Genomic DNA, 20,656 nt, shown 5'->3' with positions numbered 1-20,656 from the left:
AAGGACCGCTTCATGCCGGACGACACCAAGCGCCGCTCCAACCCCGTTCCCAGCTCCCGTCTCGGTCGCCTGTGGCACCTGGGCATGGCCTCAGGCTCCCTGGCCGCCGGCATCGGCGTCAAGGGACTCACCCAGCTCTCCCGGGGTGGACCCGCCCCGGGGCGCATCCCCCTCTCCGGCCCCCACGCCCGGCGCTTCACCCAGCGCCTGGCGCGCATGCGCGGCGCCGTCATGAAGATGGGCCAGCTCATGTCCATGGACGGCAGCGACATCTTCGGTCCCGAGGTGACGGAGATCCTGGGGGCGCTGCGCCAGAGCGCCGAGCCCATGCCCCTGGGCCAGCTCAGCGCCGTGCTCAACCGGGAATACGGCCGGGGCTGGGAACAGCGCTTCGAGCACATGGACCTCACCCCCATCGCCGCCGCCTCCATCGGCCAGGTGCACCGGGCCCGCACCCGGGACGGGCGGGATCTGGCCCTGAAGATCCAGTTCCCCGGCGTGCGCGAGAGCATCGACAGCGACATCCGCAATCTGTCCTTCCTGGTGAAGAACTTCCGCATGATGCCCAGGGGCGTGGACCCGGCCCCCCTGTTCGAGGAGGCCCGCCGCCAGCTGCACCGGGAGACGGACTACGCCGCCGAGGCCGACGCCATGGAGACCTACGCCGACCGCCTCGGGGAGGACCCGGACCTGATCGTGCCCCGGCCGCACCGGGACCTGTGCACGCCGCAGATCCTGGCCATGGACTTCCTCACGGGCGAGCCGGTGGACCGGGTGGTGGAGACCCGGCACAGTCAGGCGGACCGGGACCGGGTGGCCGGACTGCTGGCCCGGCTCACCTTCCGCGAGTTGTTCGACTTCGGCCTGGTGCAGACCGACCCCAATTTCAGCAACTACCTCTACGACGCCGACACCCGACGCATCGCCCTGCTGGACTATGGCGCCGCCCATGCCATCCACGCGCACTGGGTGGAGACCTACCGCCGCCTGGCCCGGGCCACCCGCGACGGGGACCGGGAGGCCATGCACCGGGCCTGCATCGACCTGGGCTATCTCACCGAGACCTCCCCCACGGTGGAGGTGAGGGAGATGCTGGACCTGCTGCATCTCTCCGGGGAACCGGTGCGCACCCCCGGCCCCTACGACTTCGGCCAGTCGGACCTGTTCGAACGGGTCTTCCACCGGGGCCGGGAGCTGTTCCTGGACCAGCGCTTCAACAACATGCCCGAACCGGCCACCCTCTTCCTGCACCGCAAGTTCATGGGCACCTTCATGCTCTGCCGCAAGCTGCAGGCCCGGGTGGATATCCACGGCATGCTGGCGCCCTATTTGTAAACCCCAAGGGGGCCATCGGCGGCGGGCGCAGGGGAAGAGCTCCATCGGAGAACCCAAGGTGCCCCCCGAGTGACCATGCTGGAAGGGCATGACGCTCCATCTCTACATGATCGCTTACTTGTGATCGATGAGACCGTATTTGCAGACGGCGTCGGTGCGGTCTGTCGTCATTGAGATGCTGGTTTTGCGCGATCCAGCCTCCAATGGCCATGCCATTCAGCTGTTGCCTGGAATAGGCATGTTACCCTAGCCGCACGGCTGCCGGAGGGTGCCATTGAACAGATTTTGCCCGCTCCACGAGCGTTGAACCCATCGAAAGGCTTTGGTGAAGGCATGGCGACCGGGCACCATGGGGCAAGCATGCCCACCACTTGATGCACACCGACCCTGGATTCATATGCGGCGGAGACGAACATGGAGGATTATCGGCAAGCAGCGGTGCGCTGGTTGCAGGATGGGGAATACCTGTGGCGCGCAAATCGGTACGGCGGTGCCAGCCACGCCTTCGGGCTGGCGGCGGAGTGTGCGTTGAAGCATGCGATGACCAACATCCCAGGCGGGGAGCGTAAACTGCCATACAAGCATCTGCCGGAGTTGGTGGGTGATGCGAAGAAGTGGGTGAGCGGGCGTGCTCGGGGCGGGCTCTATCAATTACTGAACACCAGCGATTATATGCACGGATGGCAGATCAGAAATCGATATTGGTCGGACTGCCAATTCAACAGCGAGTTGGTGGCAAGGCATCGTGAACATGCGCGCCGCACCTGTGCAGCGGCGCAGTTGGGAGTATGAGCATGCAAGAGAGGCAGCGGGTGACCTTTGATGGGTGCATCCCGCGGATGGTGGCCTCGGTCCTCGAGGTGTGCCCGGAGGCGGATTTCTCCCGCATGCGTGTGGTGCGGGATATGCACGGCCGGTTGTATCTCGTGGTGCCGGATGACTGGTCTGACGAGGCCCTGGTGGCCGTGCGCCAGCGCCTGCGGGAGACTTTGGGACCCTATAGCCCGGGAGAGGACAGCGGGGTGGGGCGATGTTCAGATACCCTGGCCGGTGAAGCCCTGTTCTGGGAACCAAGCCTGATGTACTGGGTTGAGGATACGGGTGTGCAGGTGGTGGAACGGCGCGCCATGGGGCAGGACTGGGTCCACCAGCCCGAATCGGAGCGAGAGGCCCATTGCCCGCGATTGGTGTTTCACAGCCTGAAGGGCGGTGTCGGGCGGTCCACCGCCATGATGCTCTGGGGGCGAGAGCTGGTGCGTCAGGGACGCACGGTGCTGCTGGTGGATCTGGACCTGGAGGCGCCGGGCCTGGGGGCGCATATGTTGCCGGTGGACTCGCGCCCGGATTACGGGGTGCTCGACTGGCTGGTCGAGGATCTGGTGGGTAATGCCGGCCCTGACCTGATGCGGGAGATGGTGGCCGAGAGCCCGCTGGCGGAGAGCCCGGGCCTTTGGGTGGCACCGGCTGTGGGTCGCCGCACCATGGATCATCCGGATAACGTCCTGGCAAAGCTGGCGCGGGCCTATCTGGAAGGAGAGGATGGCAATGGGTTTGCGGCACGTCTTCGGCGGATGATTGCTGAGCTGGAGGCGCAGGTACGGCCCGAAGTAGTGTTGATCGACAGTCGTGCCGGATTGCACGAGACGGTGGCGGCCACCCTGTTGCACCTGCAGGCCGAGGTCTTCTTCTTTGCCGTGGATGTGCCCGCGACGTGGGAAGGGTATCGGTATCTGTTCGGTCATCTGTCCCGGCTTGCCTCTGTCCATGAGGGGCCGTGGGGGGGGGGCGACTGGCGACAGCGTTTCCACATGGTGCAGGCTCGCTCGGGGATGCGGGAAGCGGATAAACGTCGCTTTGCCTCCAACGCGTATGGTGTGTGGGTGGACACCCTCTACGATGAACTGCCACCAATCTCGGAGAGCGCGGAAGAAGATGAACTGTCTCCGGCAACGCCGCCAGGGAAGGAAGAATGGGCGTTCACATTTGATGAGCAGGATCCGGAAGGACCGCACTGGCCGCTGGCGATACTACGCAGTGACCATTTTGAGGCGTTCAACCCGATGGAACAGTTGGCCGAGGTGGGTGAGCATGCGATCCGCGAGGCCTTTGGCGAGTTCTTCCAGGGTCTGGAAGCCGTTTTAAGCCTGCAGGAGGATGCCAACCGATGAGCCAACCCCATGTGCCGGTGGAGGACCTGCAGTGCGCGTTCCAGGCCATCCCGGAGGAGATGGGCCACGGAATCCAGCCACCGGAACCCTCGGAGATGTATGTGGTGCCGGGCCATGAGAGCGCCCTCAATCCCGATACGGCGGTGGTGGTGGGGGACCGTGGCACCGGCAAGAGTTTCTGGAGCGCGGCCCTCAATGGCGAGACCACGCGCATGGTCATCGGCCGGCAATTGAAGCGCCTCCGGCTGGACAAGGTACAAGTGGGCTGGGGGTTTTCCTCCGGTGTGGATAACCGCAACCACCCCTCCCGCCGGGTACTGGGCCGGTTGCTGGATAACGGATTCAGGGCCGAGGACATCTGGCGGACCGTGATCCTGCATCAGCTTATGGCCGCATCGGAGGATTCGCCGTTTCGGGATGTGGCGAGCTGGGATGGGCGGGTGCAGCGTTTGGCCGAAGATCCGGAGATGGAGGAGCGGTTGTTCGCCAGTTTGGATGATCAGCTGCGCGCCCGGGGGGAACGCCACGTTGTGGTATTCGATGCTCTGGAACGTATAGGGGAAGATTGGCGAAGGATCCGGATCCTGCTGCGGGGGCTGTTGCGGGTCGGGCTGGATCTTCGTCAGTACCGCGCCATTCGCACCAAGTTCTTCATCCGGCCTGACATGTGGGAAGACGAGGGGATCTGGGCATTTCCCGATTCCTCCAAGCTTACCCATGGCGCGGTGGACCTAAAATGGCGTCGGGCCGATCTCTACGCCTTGTTGTGGCATCAATTGGGGAATGATCCCGACGCCGGTGCGGCCTTCCGGGATTGGGTGGCTGCCTCGCAAGGGGAATCGTTCGAGCCGGTCGAGATCGACGGTACGGTGGTTTATGTGGTTCCGGAGGCGCTGCGCACTCGCGATACCGCCCAGGCGGCGGCACTCAATGCTATCGCCAGCCCTTTCATGGGGCGCAACCGGCGCCGGGGAAAGACGCACACCTGGTTGCCCACCCACCTGGCGGACGCCAAGGGGCAGATCAGCCCGCGCAGTTTTCTCGTGGCCCTGAAGAAGGCGCAAACGATCACGGAACGGCGATATCCTGGGGAGGGGGTTCTGCTCCATTTCGAGGGCATCAAGCAGGGAGTGCAGGAGGCCTCCAGTATCCGACTGGCCGAATTGCGGGAGGATTATCCGTGGGTGCGGCAGATCCTGGCGCCACTGAAGGGGATGACGGTCCCGGCCTCGGCGGAGGAGTTCTATGCCCGCTGGCGTGAGGCGCATGTGCTGGAGGCCATCCGGGAGAGGGCTGGCGATGGCCAAGAGGATGAGGACGGCCCCAGCCCCTATCTCCCTCCCCATGCCCTGGAGACGCCCACGGCGGGGCGCTGTGAAGAGGATGCGTTGATCGAGGCAGCCATTGAGATTGGGGTGATGAGCCGGACAGCCGATGGCCGTCTGAACATACCGGACCTGTTCCGGGTGGCGGCCGGTATCGGGCGTCGCGGGGGTGTGCGGGCCATACGTTAATTCCTAACCTACTGGCTGGTTTTGCGACGTTTCCAGGTGGCACTGGAGAGTGCTCTCGTCCTGACAATGCTTTGTTCTTCTCTACCCCTGCGGACGAACGCGTAACCGAATCCATCGGACTTACCCTGTACCGCCACTTGAATCCGACTTCCTCGACGAACGATCGGGGAGACAAAGGTGTACCTTTACGCATCCCTGCGGGCAGGCGCGCAGCATACAGGACAGGTTGCATTCCGAGGCGGTTCGTGTATCATGCATTCCCTTTCGTGGGGTATCCCCTACCCCATCGCCCCGTGGGTCGTTAGCTCAGCTGGTAGAGCAGTGGACTTTTAATCCATTGGTCGTAGGTTCGAATCCTACACGACCCACCAATTCAATCAGGCGGTTATCCGCCCCCTCTCCCCTGGTTCATCTACTTTTTCATCCCCGTGGCTCCGCTGGGGCTCCCAAGCGGCTCCGGTCAGGACCTGCCGTCCCCGCCCCGTGGGGCTTGTGGTATGCCGGGACCTGAACAACCCCGATCTTTTCGCCGGCAGAGTCCCAGCGCTGGTTGGCCATCGGCCCTTCTTCCCCATCGAATCGCCCCGGGCGGGGGTGAACCAACCCCCCGCCCGGGCAGGGCCTAAAGGGCCTCCAGCCTGCGCAGGCGGCGGGGCAGCAGGCGCATGTCCACCAGGGCGGTCACCAGGGCCTTGGGGAAGCTGGCCTCGTCCTCGTGGAGCATGCGGTAGTACTGGATCTTCATGGTCAGGGCGGCCCCGAAGACGATGCTGGCGAAGGTGAAGAATCCGCCCAGGGCCAGGGTCGAGATGCCGGTCACCCCCTGGCCGATGGTGCAGCCCATGCCCAGCACGCCCCCCACGGCCATGAGCACGGCACCCAGCAGGTGGTGTGCGAAGTCGCGCCCCGAGGCGAACCATTCCAGACGGAATCCCCGGGTGACCAGGGCCCAGAACAAGGCCCCCAGGATCACCCCCGCCAGGGCCATCACCCCCACGTAGAGCACCGCCGTATCAAAGCCGCTGGCCGCATAGCGCAGGGACTGGGACATGGGGTTGATGAAGGTGAAGGACTGCGGCGACCAGGGGGCCGCCTCGGCGGGACGCCCCTCGGGGCCGTCTGCCAGGAAGGCCCAGTCCTGCACGTAGGCCGCAGGAGGTACCTGGCTGCCGAAGCCATCGTCGATGGTGACGACACTGGTGACCGCCCAGGCCCCCACCACCGCCAGACCCACCACCAGGCCGCCCAGGACGTGGTCCCGGTTGCGACGAAACTCGCGGTGGCGCAGCAGCCATACCAACAGCCCCACCCCCAGCAGGAGGCCGATGGCGGTACGGGCCCAGGGGCCGTATTCGCTCCCGGCCAGCAGGGAGCCCAGGTCCTGGGAACGGCCCAGGTCGATGGCCAGGGGGGAGGTCCAGGGATGGAAGAACAGGGAATAGAGGGTATGGGCGGTGCCGGGGAAGGGGTTGATCATGAAGTAGGCCACCACCGCGATGACCAGCAGCACCACCAGGGATTTGAGGTTGCCCCCACCGATGCGCACCAGGGTCTTGTTGCCGCAGCCGCTGGCCAGGGTCATGCCGATGCCAAAGAGAAAGCCCCCCAGTACGTGCTCCACCCAGGCAAGGCTGGGGGCCCGGTAGGGCGGGAAGGCGCCGTCGGCCTGGATCAGGCCCAGGGGTTCCAGGAGCGCCACCCCCAGCATGGCCACGGCGATGGCCAGGAGCCAGGCGCGCATGCGACCCAGATCCCCCATGTTCACCCAGTCGGATACGGCCCCCATGGTGCAGAACTGGGTCTTTTGGACCACCGCCCCCAGGATGAAGGCCAGGAAGAAGACGCCGGCCAGCATGGCGGCCGCGGCCGTGCCGAAGCTCTCGAAGGTCATCGCCCCTCCTTCAGGTGTTGCGGCGCACGGGCGCGCCGGTGGATGCCTGATGCCTCGTGCCCCATTCTGCCCCAGGGCCCGGGGCGCCCCTATTCAGTCTTTTCGATACCCGGATCAAGGGGTTTTGTCCATCCCCGGCTAGCGCCCCTCAGCGGTAGCGGGTGGGATCGGGCAGACCCGCCTCGGCAAAGCCCCGGGCCCGCAGGCGGCAGGCGTCACACACCCCGCAGGCGCGGCCCTGATCATCGGCCTGGTAGCAGGACACCGTACGGGCGAAGTCCACCCCCGCCGCCGTGCCCCGGCGGATGATCTCCGCCTTGGACAGTTGCATCAGCGGGGTGCGGATATGGAAACGATCCCCCTCCACCCCGGCCTTGGTGGCCAGGTTGGCCATGGTCTCGAAGGCCTCGATGAAGGCGGGACGGCAGTCGGGATAACCGGAGTAGTCCACGGCGTTGACGCCGATGAACAGGTCCCGGGCCTGGAGCACCTCCGCCCAGGCCAGGGCGATGGAAAGGAACACCGTGTTGCGGGCGGGGACGTAGGTCACCGGGATGCCCTGCCCCGGGGTCTCGGGCACCTGGATGGCCTCATCGGTGAGGGCCGAACCGCCGAACAGGGCCAGGTTCAGGTCCACCACACGGTGATCCACCGCCCCCAGGGCCCGGGCCAGGTCGGCGGCGGCCTGCAGCTCGGCCTGGTGGCGCTGGCCGTAGCGAAAGCTCAGGCAATGGCATGCGAATCCCTCGGCCCGGGCCAGGGCCAGGACGGTGGCGGAATCCATGCCCCCGGAGAGGAGGACGACGGCTTGCTTCATGGGAATCACCTTCAGGATCGTACGGGCAGGATGGACACGGGAGTGGGGCCCTGGGGGCGCATCACCGCCCCGGCGCATCCCCCCAGAGCAGTTTGTGCAACTGCAACTGGAAGCGCACCGGCAGACGGTCCGCCAGGATCCAGTCCGCCAGTTGCACCGGAGAGAGGCGGCCCGCCACGGGGGACAGGAGCACCTCCACCCGCTCGGGCAGTGCGTAGCGCCCCATCACCCCCCGGGCCCAATCGTAATCGGCCCGGTCCATAAGGACGAACTTCACCTGATCCCGGGGGCCCAGGTGCTCCAGGTTGGACCAGAGATTGCGGTGCGACTCGCCGGAACCCGGGGTCTTGAGATCCAGCACCTTCACCACCCGGGGGTCCACGCCGGAGACATCCAGGGCACCCCCGGTCTCCAGGGAGACCTCGTGGCCGGCGTCGCACAGGGCGGACAGCAGGGGCAGGCAGGCGGGCTGGGCCAGGGGCTCGCCGCCGGTGACGCACACCGGCCCCACCCCCGCCGCGGCCACCTGCGCCAACACCGCCTCCAGGGACCGGACCGCCCCCCCGGAGAAGGCATGGGCGGTGTCGCAGTAGCTGCAGCGCAGCGGACAGCCGGTGAGGCGGACAAAGACCGTGGGCCGGCCCATCTCCCGTGCCTCCCCCTGCAGGGAGGTGAAGATCTCCGTCACCCGCAGGCCGGACCCGCGGGCGGGGGATGGAGGCACGGCCCCCCCGGCCCGGGTGATCTCACTCACCCCGCTCGCCGAGCATCTGCAGGCGCTGCTCTGCCAGCCGCGCCACGGTGGTGTCCGGGTAGTCCTCGCGCACCGCCTCCAGCACCTCCCGCGCCGCCGACCAGCGTTCCAGTTCGTAGAGGCTGTATCCCTGCTTGAGGCGGGCATCCGGCACCTTGTTGCTCTGCGGGTAGGTCTCGGGTACCGCCGCAAAGGCCTCCAGGGCGCGCTCGAAGTCCCCGGTCACATAATACCCCTCCCCCAGCCAATACTGGGCATTGGCCGCCAGGGGGCTGTCGGGATGAGTCTCGAGGAAGGCGGAGAAGGCCGCGATGGCCTTGCGGTACTCCCCCGCCCGCAGCCGGTCGAAGGCCTCCTGATAGGCGGCCTCATCCTGCCCATCCCCCTGCGCCGGGGGGGTATCGCCGTCCCCGGCCTGTTCCAGAGCCTGCAGGCGGCTGTCCACGTCCAGGTACAGATCCCGCTGCCGCGTCCCCAGCCGCTCCAGTTCATGGCGCAGGGCCTCGTTCTCTCCCCGCAGCTCCCGCACCTGGGCCTCCAGGGCCTGCAGGCGGTTGAACAGCTCCATGAGGTCGGCATTCTCCAGGATGCGCTCCAGCCGGCCCACCCGGTCCTCCAGTGTCCCGGCGCCCTCAGCAGATTGTTGGGCCTGGGCCGGCAGGACCGATAGGGCCGACACCAAAGGCAACAGCAAGAAGGGGCGCAACCGTTGGGGACGGCGCATCATCCCTGATCCCCCTCATAGACGATCTCCACGCGCCGGTTCTGTTTCCAGGCCGCCTCGTTGCTGGCCGGATCCACGGGCATCTCCTCGCCATAACTCACCACCTGGATCTGGTCCGCGGAGGCCCCCTGCAGCTCCAGCATGCGCTGCACTGCCCGGGCACGGCGCTCCCCCAGGGCCAGGTTGTACTCCCGGGTACCCCGCTCGTCGGTGTGGCCCTCCAGGCGCACCGTCTGTTCGGGATTGCGCGCCAGATAGTCGCCGTGGGCGGCGATGAGACCCAGGTATTGGGCCGGCACGGAGGCCTCATCAAAGCCGAAGTGGATCACCCGCTGGGAGAGGGGGCTGTCGGGATCCTCCAGGGGATCCAAGGCGATCCCCTCCCCGTCCCCCAGGCCGCGGACCTCCACCCCGGCATCCCCGGCACCGCGGGCATCGCCCGCTCCGCCCCCGGAGCCGTCCGCGGGGGTGCGGTCACCGCCTTCCCCGGGGCTTCGGTCCACCGTGGCGCAGGCCGCCAAAGTCGTCGCCAGCAGGAAGGAAATCAGGATCTTGAAGGCCGTGGGGCCGGTGTTTGAGACGGGCATGGATGATGTCCTCGGAATGGCTGGGTTGGGAAGATTCGACGCTCAAAATGACGGTTCAGTCCAGAAACGGCGACCAGGCCGGCTCGCGCACCTCGCCCTCCTGCACCACCAGGCGCTGGTGCACCCGGCCATCGGCGCTCACCGCCGCCAGCACGCCCCGGCCATCCTGGGCGGTGGCATAGATGAGCATGCTGCCGTTGGGCGCGAAACTGGGGGATTCGTCCATGGGGCCATCGGTGAGGGGCCGCAAACTACCCCCGCGCAGGTCCAGCAGGGCGATGCGAAAGCCCCCGTCTTCGCCGTGCACCATGGCGATACGGTCCCCATCCGGTGCGACGGCGGCATCGCCATTGTAGCGCCCCTGGAAGCTGAGGCGCTGCGGCCGCCCCCCGCGCAGATCCACCCGATAGAGTTGTGGCTGGCCGGCGCGGTCGGAGGTAAACACCAGGGAACGGCCGTCGGGCATCCATTGGGGCTCGGTGTCGATGGCCCGGTCCCGGGTGACCCGGCGCAGGGAACCATCCCGCAGGTCGTAGACATGGATATCCGGGTCCCCTTCCCGGGACAGGGTCAGGGCCAGCCGCTGCCCGTCCGGAGACCAGGCCGGGGCCCCGTTGATGCCCGCATAGGACGCCAGGAGGGTGCGCTCGCCGCTGGACAGGTCCTGGATGTAGACCTCGGAGCGGCGGTTCTCGAAGGAGACATAGGCCAGACGCTGGCCATCCGGGGCCCAGGACGGGGACAGGATGGGCCGCCGGGAACGGAACACGGTACGGGGATTGTGACCGTCGGCATCGGCCACCTGCAGGGCGTAGCGGGTGTCCTCCCCGTCCCGGATGACGCGCACATAGGCCACCCGGGTGTCGAAGGCCCCCCGCTCGCCGGTAAGGCGTTCGTAAACGATGTCGCTGATGCGGTGGGCGGCGCGGCGCAGACGTTCCACCGGCACCGTGAGGCGGTAACCCTCCATCTCCCGCCCGGAGACCGCGTCGATGAGCTGGAAGCGTACGCGGAAACGGCCGTCCTCCAGGCGGTCCAGCCGGCCCACCACCAGGTAGTCACTGACACCGCCCCGCCAGCGCTCCATCTCCACCTGATCCAGGGCATGGGGACGGGCGGGGAGGTCCTCACGGGCCACGGGGGCAAAGCGGCCGCTGCGCCCCAGATCGGCGGCGACGATGGCCGCCAGGTCCTGCGGCGGCTTTGCCTCACCGGACCAGGCAAAGGGCACCACGGCCACCGGGGTGGCCCCTTCCACCCCCTGGGTGACGCGGATCTCCAGGGCCGCCTGGACGATGCCGGGCAGCCACAGCAGGATCAGGATCAGTAGGATTCGTCTTGCCATCATGGGTCGCTCCCGCATCCCGGGCTCGGTTTCGGTCTGGCCCCGACGCGTATCAGGACGGGTCGAATATGAAGCGGATCTCCCGCTGGAACAGGTCCGGATCCGGCGGCTCGGGCAGTGGCTCGGCCAGACGCACGGCCCGTTCCACGGAATCGCAGAACACGGGCGTGCCGTTGCACTGCTCCACCCGCACCTCGCGGATGAAGCCGCCGGGGGTCTGGCGCACCAACACCTTGGCACTCTGGCCGGCTTGTTCCCCCGTGGGCAGGCGCCAGTGGCGCTCCACGGCATAGCGGATCCGGGCAATATATTCATCCTGCAGGCGGGCCTGTTCCCTGCGCCGCTGTTCCTCTTCCTGCAACTCCCGGCGGCGCTCCGCCTCCAGCTGGCGCTGGCGTTCCAGCTCCGCCTGGCGTTGGCGCTCCGCCTGGCGTTGGCGCTCCGCCTCCTCTCGGCGCTGGCGCTCCAGCTCCGCCTGACGCTGGCGCTCCGCCTCCTCCTGGCGCTTACGTTCCAGCTCCGCCTGGCGCTGGCGCTCCGCCTCCTCCCGGCGCTGGCGCTCCAGCTCCGCCTGGCGTTGGCGTTCCGCCTCCTCCCGGCGCTGGCGCTCCAGCTCCGCCTGGCGCTGGCGCTCCGCCTCCTCCTGGCGCTTACGTTCCAGCTCCGCCTGGCGTTGGCGTTCCGCCTCCTCCCGGCGCTGGCGCTCCAGCTCCGCCTGGCGCTGGCGCTCCGCCTCCTCCCGGCGCTGGCGTTCCGCTTCCAGCCGGGCCTGGCGGGCCCGGTCAAAGGCCTCTCCCGAGACGGCCATGGCCTCGATCACCTCCACCTGCGGCGAAGGCCCCGGTTCCGGCGCCGGGGGGACCCAATCCAGGCGCAGGCCCAGGGCCAGCAGCAGGAGCAGATGTCCCGCGAGCACGGCGACAAACACCCCCCCGTGGCGGGCGATCAGTCCCGGCATGGGCTCACCCGCTGCCCTCCGCCTCGTCCGGCGGATCGGTGATCAGCCCCACCCGGGGGGCACCGGCGGCCTGCAGGGTGACCATGGCGTCCACCACCTCGCCGTAGCGCACGAAGCGGTCCCCGCGCACGAAGACTGGCGTTTCGGGATCCCCGGCGAGGAGGGCCTGCACCGCTTCCTGCAGCGCCCCGGGGGGTAGCGGGGTATCCGCCGCCGGCCCCTGGTTGAGGGTCACGGCGCCGTCCCGGGACACCGTCACCACGATGGGCTCCTCCGCCTGCAGGGCCTCGTCCAGGGGCTGGGCCTGGGCCCGGGGCAGATCCACCTCCACCCCCTGGTGCAGCAACGGGGCGGTAACCATGAAGATGATGAGCAGCACCAGCATCACGTCGATGAAGGGCACGACGTTGATCTCGGACATGCCGCGCCGCTTGGGCCGGCGCCGTCTCGGGGCCTGGGCGGGCATCAGTCCGCCGCCTCCCGTTCCCGGGGCACGGGTTGCCGCTGCAGCAGGCCGGAGAGTTCATCGGCGAAGTTGTCATACCGCCCCAGGAGCCGGTCCACCCGGGCCGAGAAGGCGTTGTAGGCGATCACCGCGGGGATGGCGGCGAACAGCCCCAGGGCGGTGGCGATCAAGGCCTCGGCGATCCCCGGGGCCACCATGGCCAGGGTGGCCTGCCGCTCCCCGGAGAGGCCCATGAAGGCGTTCATGATGCCCCAAACGGTACCAAAAAGGCCGACATAGGGGCTGGTGGAGGCGATGGTGGCCAGCACCGGCAGATAGCCCTCCAGCCGCTCCCCTTCCCGGGCGATGGCCACGCGCATGGCCCGCTCGGCCCCCCCCGTCACCTGGGTGCGGTCCGCCGGATCCCGGGCCTGACGGCGGTGCTGCAAAAAGGCCTTGAACCCCATAGTGAAGACGTGCTCCAGACCGCTCACATCCTCGCGGCGGCGCAGGGTGTCGTAGAGATGGCTGAGTTCCACCCCGGACCAGAACCGGTCCTCGAAGGCCTCCGCCGCCCGCCGCGCCTCCGCCAGCACCCGGGCCTTGATGAGGATGATCATCCAGGAGAAGACCGAGGCCAGCAGCAGCAGCAGCATGACCGCCTGCACCAGCCAGCTGGCGTCCAGGACGAGACGATAGAGGGACAGATCCACACTCACTTCGTTCATTCTCCGCTGTTCATGGCCCGGGCCAGCGCCTTGGGGATGGCGCGGGGGGCAAGACGCCGCGCATCCAGACAGGCAATCCTGACCACGCCGCGGCACAGCAGTTCCCCTTCCCCCTCCGGGGTCTCCCGCTGCAGGGCGTGGCGGATCACCAGGCTGGCCCGTTTCATCTCCACCAGTTGGGCGCTCACCAGCACCCGGTCATCCAGCACGGCGGGACGCAGGTAGTCCACCTCCACGCGGCGCACGACGAAGAGGATGCCCTCCTCGTCCCGCAGGCGCTGCTGCTCGTAGCCCAGGGTGCGCAGCCACTCGGTACGGGCGCGTTCCATGTATTTGAGGTAGTTGGCATAGAACACCACGCCGCCCGCGTCGGTGTCCTCCCAGTAGATGCGCACGGGCCACTGGAATGGGCTGGGGATGGTGCCGGAATCAGGGGATCGGGTCACGGGAATCGGTTGCAGTTCAGGCAATGGATTTCAATCCTGGGGGGACGGTTCGGGGGGGTCGAACAGATCCCCCGGACGGGCCGCCCGTTCCGCCAGGGCATCGGGCACCCGCAGGCCGAAGTGACGGTAGGTGCGGCTGGTGGCCATGCGGCCCCGGGGGGTGCGCATGAGGAAGCCCTGCTGGATCAGGTAGGGTTCCAGGACATCCTCGATGGTGCCCCGCTCCTCGCCGATGGCGGCCGCCAGGCTGTCCACGCCCACGGGCCCCCCGTCGAACTTGTCGATCACGGCCAGCAGCAGGCGCCGGTCCTGGGCATCGAAACCATGGGCGTCCACGTTCAGCATATCCAGGGCCCGGTCCGCCACCTCATCGGTGATGACCCCATCCGCCCGGATCTGGGCGTAGTCCCGCACCCGGCGCAGGAGCCGGTTGGCGATGCGCGGCGTGCCCCGGGCGCGGCGGGCGATCTGGCGCGCCCCGGAGGGATCCACGGTCACCCCCAGGATGCCGGCCGCGCGGGTGACGATGCGTGCCAGGTCGTCGGTGCCGTAGTACTCCAGGCGCTGGACGATGCCGAACCGGTCCCGCAGCGGCGAGGTGAGCAGGCCGGCACGAGTGGTGGCCCCCACCAGGGTGAAGGGGGGCAGGTCGATCTTGATGGAGCGGGCCGCCGGCCCCTCGCCGATGACGATGTCCAGCTGGAAGTCCTCCAGGGCCGGATACAACACCTCCTCCACCACCGGCGAGAGGCGGTGGATCTCGTCCACGAAGAGGACGTCCCGCGGCTCCAGATTGGTGAGCAGGGCCGCCAGGTCCCCCGGCCGCTCCAGCACCGGGCCGGAGGTCTGGCGCAGGTTCACCCCCAGTTCCTGGGCGATGATATGGGACAGGGTGGTCTTGCCTAGCCCCGGCGGGCCGAAGATGAGGACATGATCCAAAGCCTCATCGCGCCCCCGGGCGGCGGAGATGAAGATCTCCATCTGCTCGCGAACGGCGGGCTGGCCGTCGTAGTCCGCCAGGCGCCGGGGACGGATGGAACGCTCCAGGGCCTCGTCGTCGGCCGCGAGGGCGTCGGGGCTGATGATACGGTCCGTCATGGGTGACCTGGATAGGAGTCGAAGGGTGATTGTATTGAATCGCGCCGCAACGCGCATATCCTGACCGGGAGGCTCACCCACCGACCCATAAATGCCCCAAAAGTCCCAAAAGAAAACCGAACACCGCCCCCAGGGACGGCGCCCAATGGCGCTGTAAGGGGACCTGCGGGGCGATATCCTGGAACACCAGATAGAGAATACCTCCACTGGCGGCCAGCATGATCCACCCCAGCACGGCCGGCCAGTGCACCAACCATGTGAGCCCTCCCAAAGCCGCCAAGGGCCCCAGGAGCATGATCCCGGCGAAGGACAGCAGGATACGCCGCGGAGACCACAGACTGCCGGCCCGTAGTTCCCGGTAGGCGTTGAAGCCCTCGGGCAGATTCTGCAGGGCCATGAGTAGAGCCAGCAACAGGGCCGTCTTCGCGCCGCTGCCCAGCAGCGCCCCCAGGGCCGCCGCCTCCGGCAGAAAATCCAGCATCATGGCCATGAACTGGCCACGCTCCCCTCCGCTTGCCGCGAGCCAGCGGTCCAAGGCCATGAAGGCCAGGCTGCCACCCGCCATGGCCAGGGCCACACCGGCCATCCCCAGGTGACGGCTGCCCTCGGGCACCAGCACCAGGGCCACGGCGGCCACCAGTACACCGGCGCCAAAGGCCAGTACGGCATGGCGCAACTCATCCTCCAGCCAGTCAGGCTGCAGCCGCTCCACCGCCGCCAGAAGCCCCCCCAGGGGGATGGCCAGGCCCGCCAATCCTCCCAGAAGCAGGGCCTCCAGCAGGGTGGGCATCGCCATCTCAGTCCCCATGCCCATACCGCAGCCCGGATAAGGCCCTCATCCGCTGGCCCGCAGGGTGAGGCGCAGGGCCAGGCGGATCATCTCCTCGCTGCCCTCGGCCTCCCCTTCCACCTTGGACACCAGACGGCTGGCCTCCTGGGGCTTGTAGCCCAGGGCCACCAGCGCGGCCACCGCCTCCTGCGCCGGGTCCGGGGATGCCGGGGGCGGGGCCCCCGCGGGCAGGGCAGCGGTCTGGCCGTCCTCCGCCAGCCCCACCCGGTCGCGCATCTCGATCACCAGGCGCTCGGCGGTCTTGCGGCCGATGCCCGGCAGGCGCGTGAGGGTGGCGGTGTCGTTGTCCACGACACAGCGGTGGAAGGCCTCCGCACTCATGCCCGAGAGGATGGCCAGGGCCATCTTCGCCCCCACGCCGCTGACCCGGATGAGGCTGCGGAACAGGGCCCGCTCCCGGGGGCTGGCGAAGGCGTAGAGGATATGGGCGTCCTCGCGCACGTGCAGATGGGTGTGCAGCACCGCCTCCCCGCCCACCTCCGGAAGTTCACAGAAGGTGGACAGGGGGGCCTCCAGCTCATAGCCCACGCCATTCACCTCCAGCAGCAGCTGGGGCGGCTGCTTCACCGCCACGATGCCCCGCAGGCGCCCGATCATCGTCCCCTCCCGGCCAGGGCCGCCGGCAGACGGGCCAGGGTGGCCTGGGTATGGGCATGACACAGGGCCACCGCCAGGGCGTCGGCGGCATCGGTGGCGGGCCGCCGGGACAGGGAGAGGATCAGGGTGACCATGTGCTGCATCTGTTCCTTGGTGGCGGCGCCGGTGCCCACCACCGCCTGCTTGATGACCCGGGGGCCGTATTCCGCCACCGCCAGCCCCTCCTGCACCCCGGCACAGATGGCTGCGCCCCGGGCCTGGCCCAGCTTCAGGGCGGAGTCCGGGTTGCGGGAGACGAAGACCTGTTCGATGGCCATGACCTCGGGCCGGTACTCGCGGATGAGGTCCTGCACGCGGCGGAAGATGCAACCCAGGCGTTCGGGCAGGCCGTCCCCCTGCACCCGCAGGCAGCCGCTGTCCACCCAGAGGCTGCGCCGGCCGTCGCTGTCCACTACACCATAGCCGGTGACGCGGGAGCCGGGATCGATGCCGAGGATGCGCATCAGCGCCGCCCCACCAGCCGGGATGAGCCCCTCATCCGGCGGCGTCCTGCATGACCTCGTCCGGGAAGTCGGCGTTGGTATAGATGTTCTGCACGTCGTCCAGGTCATCCAGCATGTTCAGCAGTTTGAGCACCTGATGGGCGCTGTCCGGGTCCAGGGGGCTGGCGGTTGCGGCGCGCATGGTCACCTCACCGCGCTCGGGTCTCAGGTCCGCGTCGATCATGGCCTGGCGCACGTCATCGTACTGATCGGGTTCGGCCAGGACCTCCACGGAGCCGTCGTCATTGACCACCACATCCTCGGCCCCGGCCTCCAGGGCCGCCTCCATGATGCGCTCGTCGTCCGATCCCGGCGGGTAGGTGAGCACCCCGGTCTTGTTGAAGAGATAGGCCACGGAACCGTCGGTACCCAGGTTGCCGCCGCACTTGCTGAAGGCATGGCGCACCTCCGAGACGGTGCGGTTGCGGTTGTCGGTCATGCAGTCCACCATGATGGCGGCTCCGCCGGGGCCGTAACCCTCGTAGCGGATCTCCTCGTAGTTCACCCCCTCCAATTCCCCGGCGCCGCGCTTGATGGCCCGCTCCACCGTATCCTTGGTCATGTTGGCGTCCAGGGCCTTGTCCACCGCCAGGCGCAGCCGCGGATTGGCGTTGATGTCGGAACCACCCATGCGGGCGGCCACGGTGATCTCCTTGATCAGCTTGGTGAACAGCTTGCCGCGTTTGGCGTCCTGGGCATTCTTGCGGTGCTGGATGTTCGCCCACTTACTGTGTCCGGCCATGTGCCCTCTCGTTCATTAGCGTTCGTAAGGTGTCTGGGAAATCCCTGCCTGGAGCGCCCTCAGGGACGCGAAGGGGGGCGGTGTTCGAAGGTGCCGGCCCGCAGGAAGGCGGCCACGGCCCGGGCCACGGGCCGGGAGAACAACAGGCCGAAGTGACTGCAGGGCACCGTGAGATGGGCCTGCAACCCGCTGATGCGGGTTTCCTCCACGGCGATGGTGCCATCCCCGCGCGCCTTGCGCCCCTTGCCCATGAGCCGGCCCATCCCCATGCCGCGGGAACCGGCGATCATGCCCAGCTCCCGGATCCCCTTCCAGCGGGGGGCATCGCCCAACAGCCCCCCCTGGATACTGCGTCCCAGGACCCAGCGGGTCAGCGGCGTACTGGCCAGGGCCGCGGCCACCCGGCTGCCGGACACGGGGGTGCCCAGCATGACGATCCGCCCCGGCTTCTGCACGGGGTGATGGTGGAAGAGGTGCAGCACCACGATCCCCCCCAGGCTGTGGGCCACCAGGTGGATCACGTCGGCATCCAGGGACTGCAGGAAGGCGTCCAGCCGTGCGGCGTTGACCCGGGGGCTGGCCAGGATACTGGAATAGCGGAAACGGTGCACGGCGAAGCCCTCCCCCCGCAGGCGGCGGCACAGCAGGCCCATCTCCAGACCCGTCATCCACAGGCCGTGCAGGCAGACCACCGCCTCACGCATGGCGATCCGCCGCCTCGGGTACGAACCGGAGGATGGCCTCGGCGTCGCTCCAGGAAGAGGCCCGGGCGGCGGCCTCCCCGCGGGGCAGCCAGAGGCAGGCATCATGTTCCAGGGGGCTTAGGGTCACCTTGGCCGCCTCCTCCGTCTGCAGGGTGAACTGGTGTTCCAGATTCTCGCACACCCCCGGGGCATAGCGTGCCTTCCAGGGGCCTGCGATGGGAAAGCGCACCTGCCGGTGCCGATCCACCAGGGCGGCGGGATCCAGACCGGTCTCCTCCCGCAGCTCCCGGCGTGCGGCCTCCCCGGGGGACTCCCCCCATTCCAGGCTGCCGGTGACCGACTGCCAGAAGCCCGCGGGCCGGCAGCGGCGTAACAGCAGCACCCGACCGGCGGCATCATGCACCACCACCAGCACCGACTCGGGACGCTTAAAGACCATGGATCAATACTTTACAGGGGATCGGCCCACAGGAAAAGGAGGCTTCAGAAGGTATGGCTGGTGCCGGCATACACCTTGCTGTCACGGGCATCGATGCCATAGGCATAATCCAGCCGCAGGTTGGTGCGCACGAACCACTTGAGGTTGATGCGCAGCCCCACCCCCACCCCGGCATGCAGGTCGGACAGATCCACATGGCGTCGGGGCCAGACCCCGCCCACGTCCACAAAGCCCACGGCGCGCAACTCCGGTTTGCCCAGGACCGGACGCAGGTACTCGATGTTGAGCAGGGCGAGCACGTCCCCCTTGCGGTAATCCCGGGGATAACCCCGCAGTTGATCGCTGCCCCCCAGGGAATGGGGCTCGCCGCCAAAGGGGCTGCCGCTGGCCAGCGCCAGGCGCATACGGTAATTGAGATTCGAGGGCAGGGGCCCCTCCCCCAAGGTACGGTAGGCCCGGTAGTCCAGGGACAAGGACTGATGCCCCCGGGAGGACCCCAGCGCGGGACTGCCCCAGGACAGTCCCGCGCCATAGGCCACCCCCTCGCGGCGCACCCCCAGGTCCGTCACGTCCGTATAGCGCAGGCTGCCGCTCCAGGTGATGTCCCGGGCCCCGTCGGGGATCGGACCGGGGACCTGCAGGCGTTCATACCGGCGCTGTTCCCAGGCCACACCCAGACCGGCGCGCCAACCGGAACTGGGACCCCGGCGATCCAGCCAGCGGGAGACGGACACCCCCAGGCGCTGGATCGACTCGTCATAGGGCACGTGCTCCGGCTCATCCACCCCGGACTCGTTCAGGTGCTCGTCCTTGACGTCCAGGGCCACCCCCCAGGCGGACCCCGGCAGGCGCGGCACCTCGTAGCTCAGATCCAGGCGCCGGGAACCCTCCGCCGAGGCATCGCTGCCCGCGTCCTCCCACTCCAGCAGGAGGCGCAGCCGTTGGTTCAGCCCCAGGAAGTTATCGAAACGCAGGTCGCCGCCGTAGCGCACATCCCCATCGGAGGTGCGGCTCAGGCGGGGCAGCGGGAAGAAGTAGTACTTCTCCTCCAGGTGATAGACGACGGCGGCCGTCTCCCCGCGGGTCTCCACCCGGGCCTGCACGGACTGGAACAGCCCCAGGTTCATCAGGGCCTGGCGGGTCTCCTCCACCGCCTCGCGATCCAGGGGATCCCCCTCACGAAAGAGGAGTTCCTGGCGCAACACCTGCTCCCGGGTAACCTCGTTGCCCTCGAAGCGGATCGAGTCCACCACGACGGCCTCCTGCGCCCCGGCCCCGCATAGGCCGGACATCCACAGGAGCAGCACAAGCCCCTTGGACCGCCATCCCCGGACCGTGCAGCGTCCCATGCCCATCCCTCTCCCAGTCTAGCGTCCGCCCAGGGACCGCCGCAGCAGCCGCCGGACCGTGAAGATCCCGGCCAGCAGCACCAAGAGTACGATCACCAGGGTGCCATAGAAACCCAGGTAGGGCTCCAGCAGGCTCCACTGGGCCCCCAGGCAGTACCCCGCCAGGGTCAGCACCAGGTTCCAACCCAGGGTGCCCAGCAGGGTCAGCCAGAGGAAGGGCGCCAGGGGCATGGGCAGCAGACCCGCCGGGATATTCACCAGGCTACGGATGCTGGGCAGGAGCCGCCCCAGGGCCACGAACCAGCGGCCGCGCCGGGCGAACAGCCGGAGGATACGGTCCAGGTCGGACTCGTGCAGCAGCAGCCAGTGACCACGACGAACCATCCAGGCCCGCACCCGGGCCTCGCCGGCGCGGCGCACCACGGCATAGATGATCAGGGAACCGGCGGTGCCGCCGGCCGTACCCGCCAGCACCGAGGGCCAGAAACCCAGCATCCCCTGGTGCGCCAGAAAGCCCACGAAGGGCATGAGGGCCTCGGGGGCCACCACCAGCATGAGCACCCCCAGGGCCCAGTAGCCGTATTCGCGCATCACCTCCGTGGACAGATCCTCCGGGGACATGG

Annotated in this window: 23 protein-coding genes and 1 tRNA gene; 5 read left to right on the top strand and 19 right to left on the bottom strand. The window is 68.2% G+C overall.

All coding sequences use genetic code 11. From position 1 onward, the window contains the following. The first annotated feature begins 12 nt into the window (after positions 1-12). From BM214_RS07445 to BM214_RS07430, 5 genes are all read left to right on the top strand, one after another. Positions 13-1,335, top strand: coding sequence for an ABC1 kinase family protein (locus tag BM214_RS07445; protein WP_090485074.1), 1,323 nt, complete (start codon positions 13-15; stop codon positions 1,333-1,335). Positions 1,336-1,749: 414 nt separating this feature from the next. Beyond that, entirely contained in the window at positions 1,750-2,127 is a 378-nt protein-coding gene (locus BM214_RS12395; protein WP_143096371.1) for a hypothetical protein, read from the top strand. Positions 2,128-2,129: 2 nt separating this feature from the next. Next, positions 2,130-3,503 (top strand): ParA family protein, encoded by a 1,374-nt coding sequence (locus BM214_RS07440; RefSeq protein WP_143096370.1) that lies wholly within the window; start codon positions 2,130-2,132, stop codon positions 3,501-3,503. Then, entirely contained in the window at positions 3,500-5,017 is a 1,518-nt protein-coding gene (locus BM214_RS07435) for a hypothetical protein (RefSeq protein ID WP_090485070.1), read from the top strand. Before BM214_RS07440 ends, BM214_RS07435 begins: the two co-directional genes overlap by 4 nt. Positions 5,018-5,312: 295 nt before the next feature. Beyond that, positions 5,313-5,388: transfer RNA gene (locus BM214_RS07430), tRNA-Lys, on the top strand. Positions 5,389-5,639: 251 nt separating this feature from the next. On the opposite strand, the gene BM214_RS07425 is transcribed toward BM214_RS07430, so the two are convergent. From BM214_RS07425 to BM214_RS07335, 19 genes are all read right to left on the bottom strand, one after another. Continuing rightward, a complete protein-coding gene (locus BM214_RS07425) occupies positions 5,640-6,908 on the bottom strand; it encodes a YeeE/YedE family protein (protein WP_090485068.1) in 1,269 nt (422 codons plus the stop codon). 148 nt (positions 6,909-7,056) lie between these two features. Continuing rightward, the gene (gene queC, locus BM214_RS07420; RefSeq protein ID WP_218149042.1) at positions 7,057-7,731 is read right to left on the bottom strand and encodes a 7-cyano-7-deazaguanine synthase QueC; all 675 of its coding nucleotides are present in this window, start codon (positions 7,729-7,731) and stop codon (positions 7,057-7,059) included. Between the two features lie 55 nt (positions 7,732-7,786). Continuing rightward, positions 7,787-8,479 carry a 7-carboxy-7-deazaguanine synthase QueE gene (gene queE / locus BM214_RS07415; RefSeq protein WP_218149039.1) on the bottom strand — a complete coding sequence of 231 codons (693 nt, stop codon included), beginning with the start codon at positions 8,477-8,479 and terminating at the stop codon, positions 7,787-7,789. After that, a complete protein-coding gene (ybgF, locus tag BM214_RS07410) occupies positions 8,472-9,206 on the bottom strand; it encodes a tol-pal system protein YbgF (RefSeq protein WP_143096368.1) in 735 nt (244 codons plus the stop codon). The genes queE and ybgF overlap by 8 nt, the downstream gene beginning before the upstream one ends. Continuing rightward, positions 9,203-9,790, bottom strand: coding sequence for a peptidoglycan-associated lipoprotein Pal (pal, locus tag BM214_RS07405; protein ID WP_090485063.1), 588 nt, complete (start codon positions 9,788-9,790; stop codon positions 9,203-9,205). The genes ybgF and pal overlap by 4 nt, the downstream gene beginning before the upstream one ends. A gap of 55 nt (positions 9,791-9,845) precedes the next feature. Further along, positions 9,846-11,138: a Tol-Pal system beta propeller repeat protein TolB gene (gene tolB / locus BM214_RS07400; RefSeq protein ID WP_244887891.1), complete on the bottom strand. Its 1,293-nt coding sequence runs from the start codon at positions 11,136-11,138 to the stop codon at positions 9,846-9,848. Positions 11,139-11,187: 49 nt separating this feature from the next. Continuing rightward, positions 11,188-12,093, bottom strand: a complete 906-nt coding sequence (tolA, locus tag BM214_RS07395; protein WP_090485058.1) for a cell envelope integrity protein TolA — start codon at positions 12,091-12,093, stop codon at positions 11,188-11,190. A gap of 4 nt (positions 12,094-12,097) precedes the next feature. Next, positions 12,098-12,559 carry a protein TolR gene (tolR, locus tag BM214_RS07390; protein ID WP_090485056.1) on the bottom strand — a complete coding sequence of 154 codons (462 nt, stop codon included), beginning with the start codon at positions 12,557-12,559 and terminating at the stop codon, positions 12,098-12,100. Beyond that, on the bottom strand, positions 12,559-13,257 hold the full coding sequence (tolQ, locus tag BM214_RS07385) for a protein TolQ (RefSeq protein ID WP_090485191.1): 699 nt from the start codon (positions 13,255-13,257) through the stop codon (positions 12,559-12,561). The genes tolR and tolQ overlap by 1 nt, the downstream gene beginning before the upstream one ends. A 5-nt stretch (positions 13,258-13,262) precedes the next feature. Beyond that, on the bottom strand, positions 13,263-13,685 hold the full coding sequence (ybgC, locus tag BM214_RS07380) for a tol-pal system-associated acyl-CoA thioesterase (protein WP_090485188.1): 423 nt from the start codon (positions 13,683-13,685) through the stop codon (positions 13,263-13,265). Between the two features lie 57 nt (positions 13,686-13,742). Continuing rightward, complete coding sequence (gene ruvB / locus BM214_RS07375) at positions 13,743-14,810, bottom strand: Holliday junction branch migration DNA helicase RuvB (RefSeq protein ID WP_090485054.1); 1,068 nt, start codon at positions 14,808-14,810, stop codon at positions 13,743-13,745. A 73-nt stretch (positions 14,811-14,883) separates the two neighbouring features. Further along, positions 14,884-15,606 (bottom strand): ZIP family metal transporter, encoded by a 723-nt coding sequence (locus BM214_RS07370; RefSeq protein WP_244887890.1) that lies wholly within the window; start codon positions 15,604-15,606, stop codon positions 14,884-14,886. A gap of 39 nt (positions 15,607-15,645) precedes the next feature. Beyond that, entirely contained in the window at positions 15,646-16,257 is a 612-nt protein-coding gene (gene ruvA, locus BM214_RS07365; protein WP_090485050.1) for a Holliday junction branch migration protein RuvA, read from the bottom strand. Further along, the gene (gene ruvC, locus BM214_RS07360) at positions 16,254-16,760 is read right to left on the bottom strand and encodes a crossover junction endodeoxyribonuclease RuvC (protein WP_090485048.1); all 507 of its coding nucleotides are present in this window, start codon (positions 16,758-16,760) and stop codon (positions 16,254-16,256) included. The genes ruvA and ruvC overlap by 4 nt, the downstream gene beginning before the upstream one ends. A 31-nt stretch (positions 16,761-16,791) precedes the next feature. Beyond that, positions 16,792-17,541, bottom strand: a complete 750-nt coding sequence (locus BM214_RS07355) for a YebC/PmpR family DNA-binding transcriptional regulator (RefSeq protein WP_090485046.1) — start codon at positions 17,539-17,541, stop codon at positions 16,792-16,794. A gap of 59 nt (positions 17,542-17,600) precedes the next feature. Continuing rightward, positions 17,601-18,245 (bottom strand): alpha/beta fold hydrolase, encoded by a 645-nt coding sequence (locus BM214_RS07350; RefSeq protein WP_090485044.1) that lies wholly within the window; start codon positions 18,243-18,245, stop codon positions 17,601-17,603. Further along, the gene (nudB, locus tag BM214_RS07345) at positions 18,238-18,684 is read right to left on the bottom strand and encodes a dihydroneopterin triphosphate diphosphatase (protein ID WP_090485043.1); all 447 of its coding nucleotides are present in this window, start codon (positions 18,682-18,684) and stop codon (positions 18,238-18,240) included. Before nudB ends, BM214_RS07350 begins: the two co-directional genes overlap by 8 nt. A 44-nt stretch (positions 18,685-18,728) precedes the next feature. Then, the gene (locus BM214_RS07340) at positions 18,729-19,937 is read right to left on the bottom strand and encodes a BamA/OMP85 family outer membrane protein (RefSeq protein ID WP_244887889.1); all 1,209 of its coding nucleotides are present in this window, start codon (positions 19,935-19,937) and stop codon (positions 18,729-18,731) included. 114 nt (positions 19,938-20,051) lie between these two features. Further along, the gene (locus BM214_RS07335) at positions 20,052-20,654 is read right to left on the bottom strand and encodes a DedA family protein (protein ID WP_090485039.1); all 603 of its coding nucleotides are present in this window, start codon (positions 20,652-20,654) and stop codon (positions 20,052-20,054) included. Positions 20,655-20,656: the final 2 nt, after the last annotated feature.

The organism is Ectothiorhodospira mobilis, assembly GCF_900114895.1.
Taxonomy (GTDB): domain Bacteria; phylum Pseudomonadota; class Gammaproteobacteria; order Ectothiorhodospirales; family Ectothiorhodospiraceae; genus Ectothiorhodospira; species Ectothiorhodospira mobilis_A.
The sequence above is the reverse complement of the archived record's forward strand: the minus strand, read 5'-3'. Positions and strand labels throughout refer to the sequence as shown.

Coding starts and splice junctions, on each gene's coding strand:
- BM214_RS07445 (WP_090485074.1), top strand. CDS start 13: ATGCCGGACGACACCAAGCGCCGCTCCAACCCCGTTCCCAGCTCCCGT.
- BM214_RS12395 (WP_143096371.1), top strand. CDS start 1,750: ATGGAGGATTATCGGCAAGCAGCGGTGCGCTGGTTGCAGGATGGGGAA.
- BM214_RS07440 (WP_143096370.1), top strand. CDS start 2,130: ATGCAAGAGAGGCAGCGGGTGACCTTTGATGGGTGCATCCCGCGGATG.
- BM214_RS07435 (WP_090485070.1), top strand. CDS start 3,500: ATGAGCCAACCCCATGTGCCGGTGGAGGACCTGCAGTGCGCGTTCCAG.
- BM214_RS07425 (WP_090485068.1), bottom strand. CDS start 6,908: ATGACCTTCGAGAGCTTCGGCACGGCCGCGGCCGCCATGCTGGCCGGC.
- ybgF (WP_143096368.1), bottom strand. CDS start 9,206: ATGATGCGCCGTCCCCAACGGTTGCGCCCCTTCTTGCTGTTGCCTTTG.
- pal (WP_090485063.1), bottom strand. CDS start 9,790: ATGCCCGTCTCAAACACCGGCCCCACGGCCTTCAAGATCCTGATTTCC.
- tolB (WP_244887891.1), bottom strand. CDS start 11,138: ATGATGGCAAGACGAATCCTACTGATCCTGATCCTGCTGTGGCTGCCC.
- tolA (WP_090485058.1), bottom strand. CDS start 12,093: ATGCCGGGACTGATCGCCCGCCACGGGGGGGTGTTTGTCGCCGTGCTC.
- tolR (WP_090485056.1), bottom strand. CDS start 12,559: ATGCCCGCCCAGGCCCCGAGACGGCGCCGGCCCAAGCGGCGCGGCATG.
- ruvB (WP_090485054.1), bottom strand. CDS start 14,810: ATGACGGACCGTATCATCAGCCCCGACGCCCTCGCGGCCGACGACGAG.
- BM214_RS07370 (WP_244887890.1), bottom strand. CDS start 15,606: ATGGCGATGCCCACCCTGCTGGAGGCCCTGCTTCTGGGAGGATTGGCG.
- ruvA (WP_090485050.1), bottom strand. CDS start 16,257: ATGATCGGGCGCCTGCGGGGCATCGTGGCGGTGAAGCAGCCGCCCCAG.
- ruvC (WP_090485048.1), bottom strand. CDS start 16,760: ATGCGCATCCTCGGCATCGATCCCGGCTCCCGCGTCACCGGCTATGGT.
- BM214_RS07355 (WP_090485046.1), bottom strand. CDS start 17,541: ATGGCCGGACACAGTAAGTGGGCGAACATCCAGCACCGCAAGAATGCC.
- BM214_RS07350 (WP_090485044.1), bottom strand. CDS start 18,245: ATGCGTGAGGCGGTGGTCTGCCTGCACGGCCTGTGGATGACGGGTCTG.
- nudB (WP_090485043.1), bottom strand. CDS start 18,684: ATGGTCTTTAAGCGTCCCGAGTCGGTGCTGGTGGTGGTGCATGATGCC.
- BM214_RS07335 (WP_090485039.1), bottom strand. CDS start 20,654: ATGTCCCCGGAGGATCTGTCCACGGAGGTGATGCGCGAATACGGCTAC.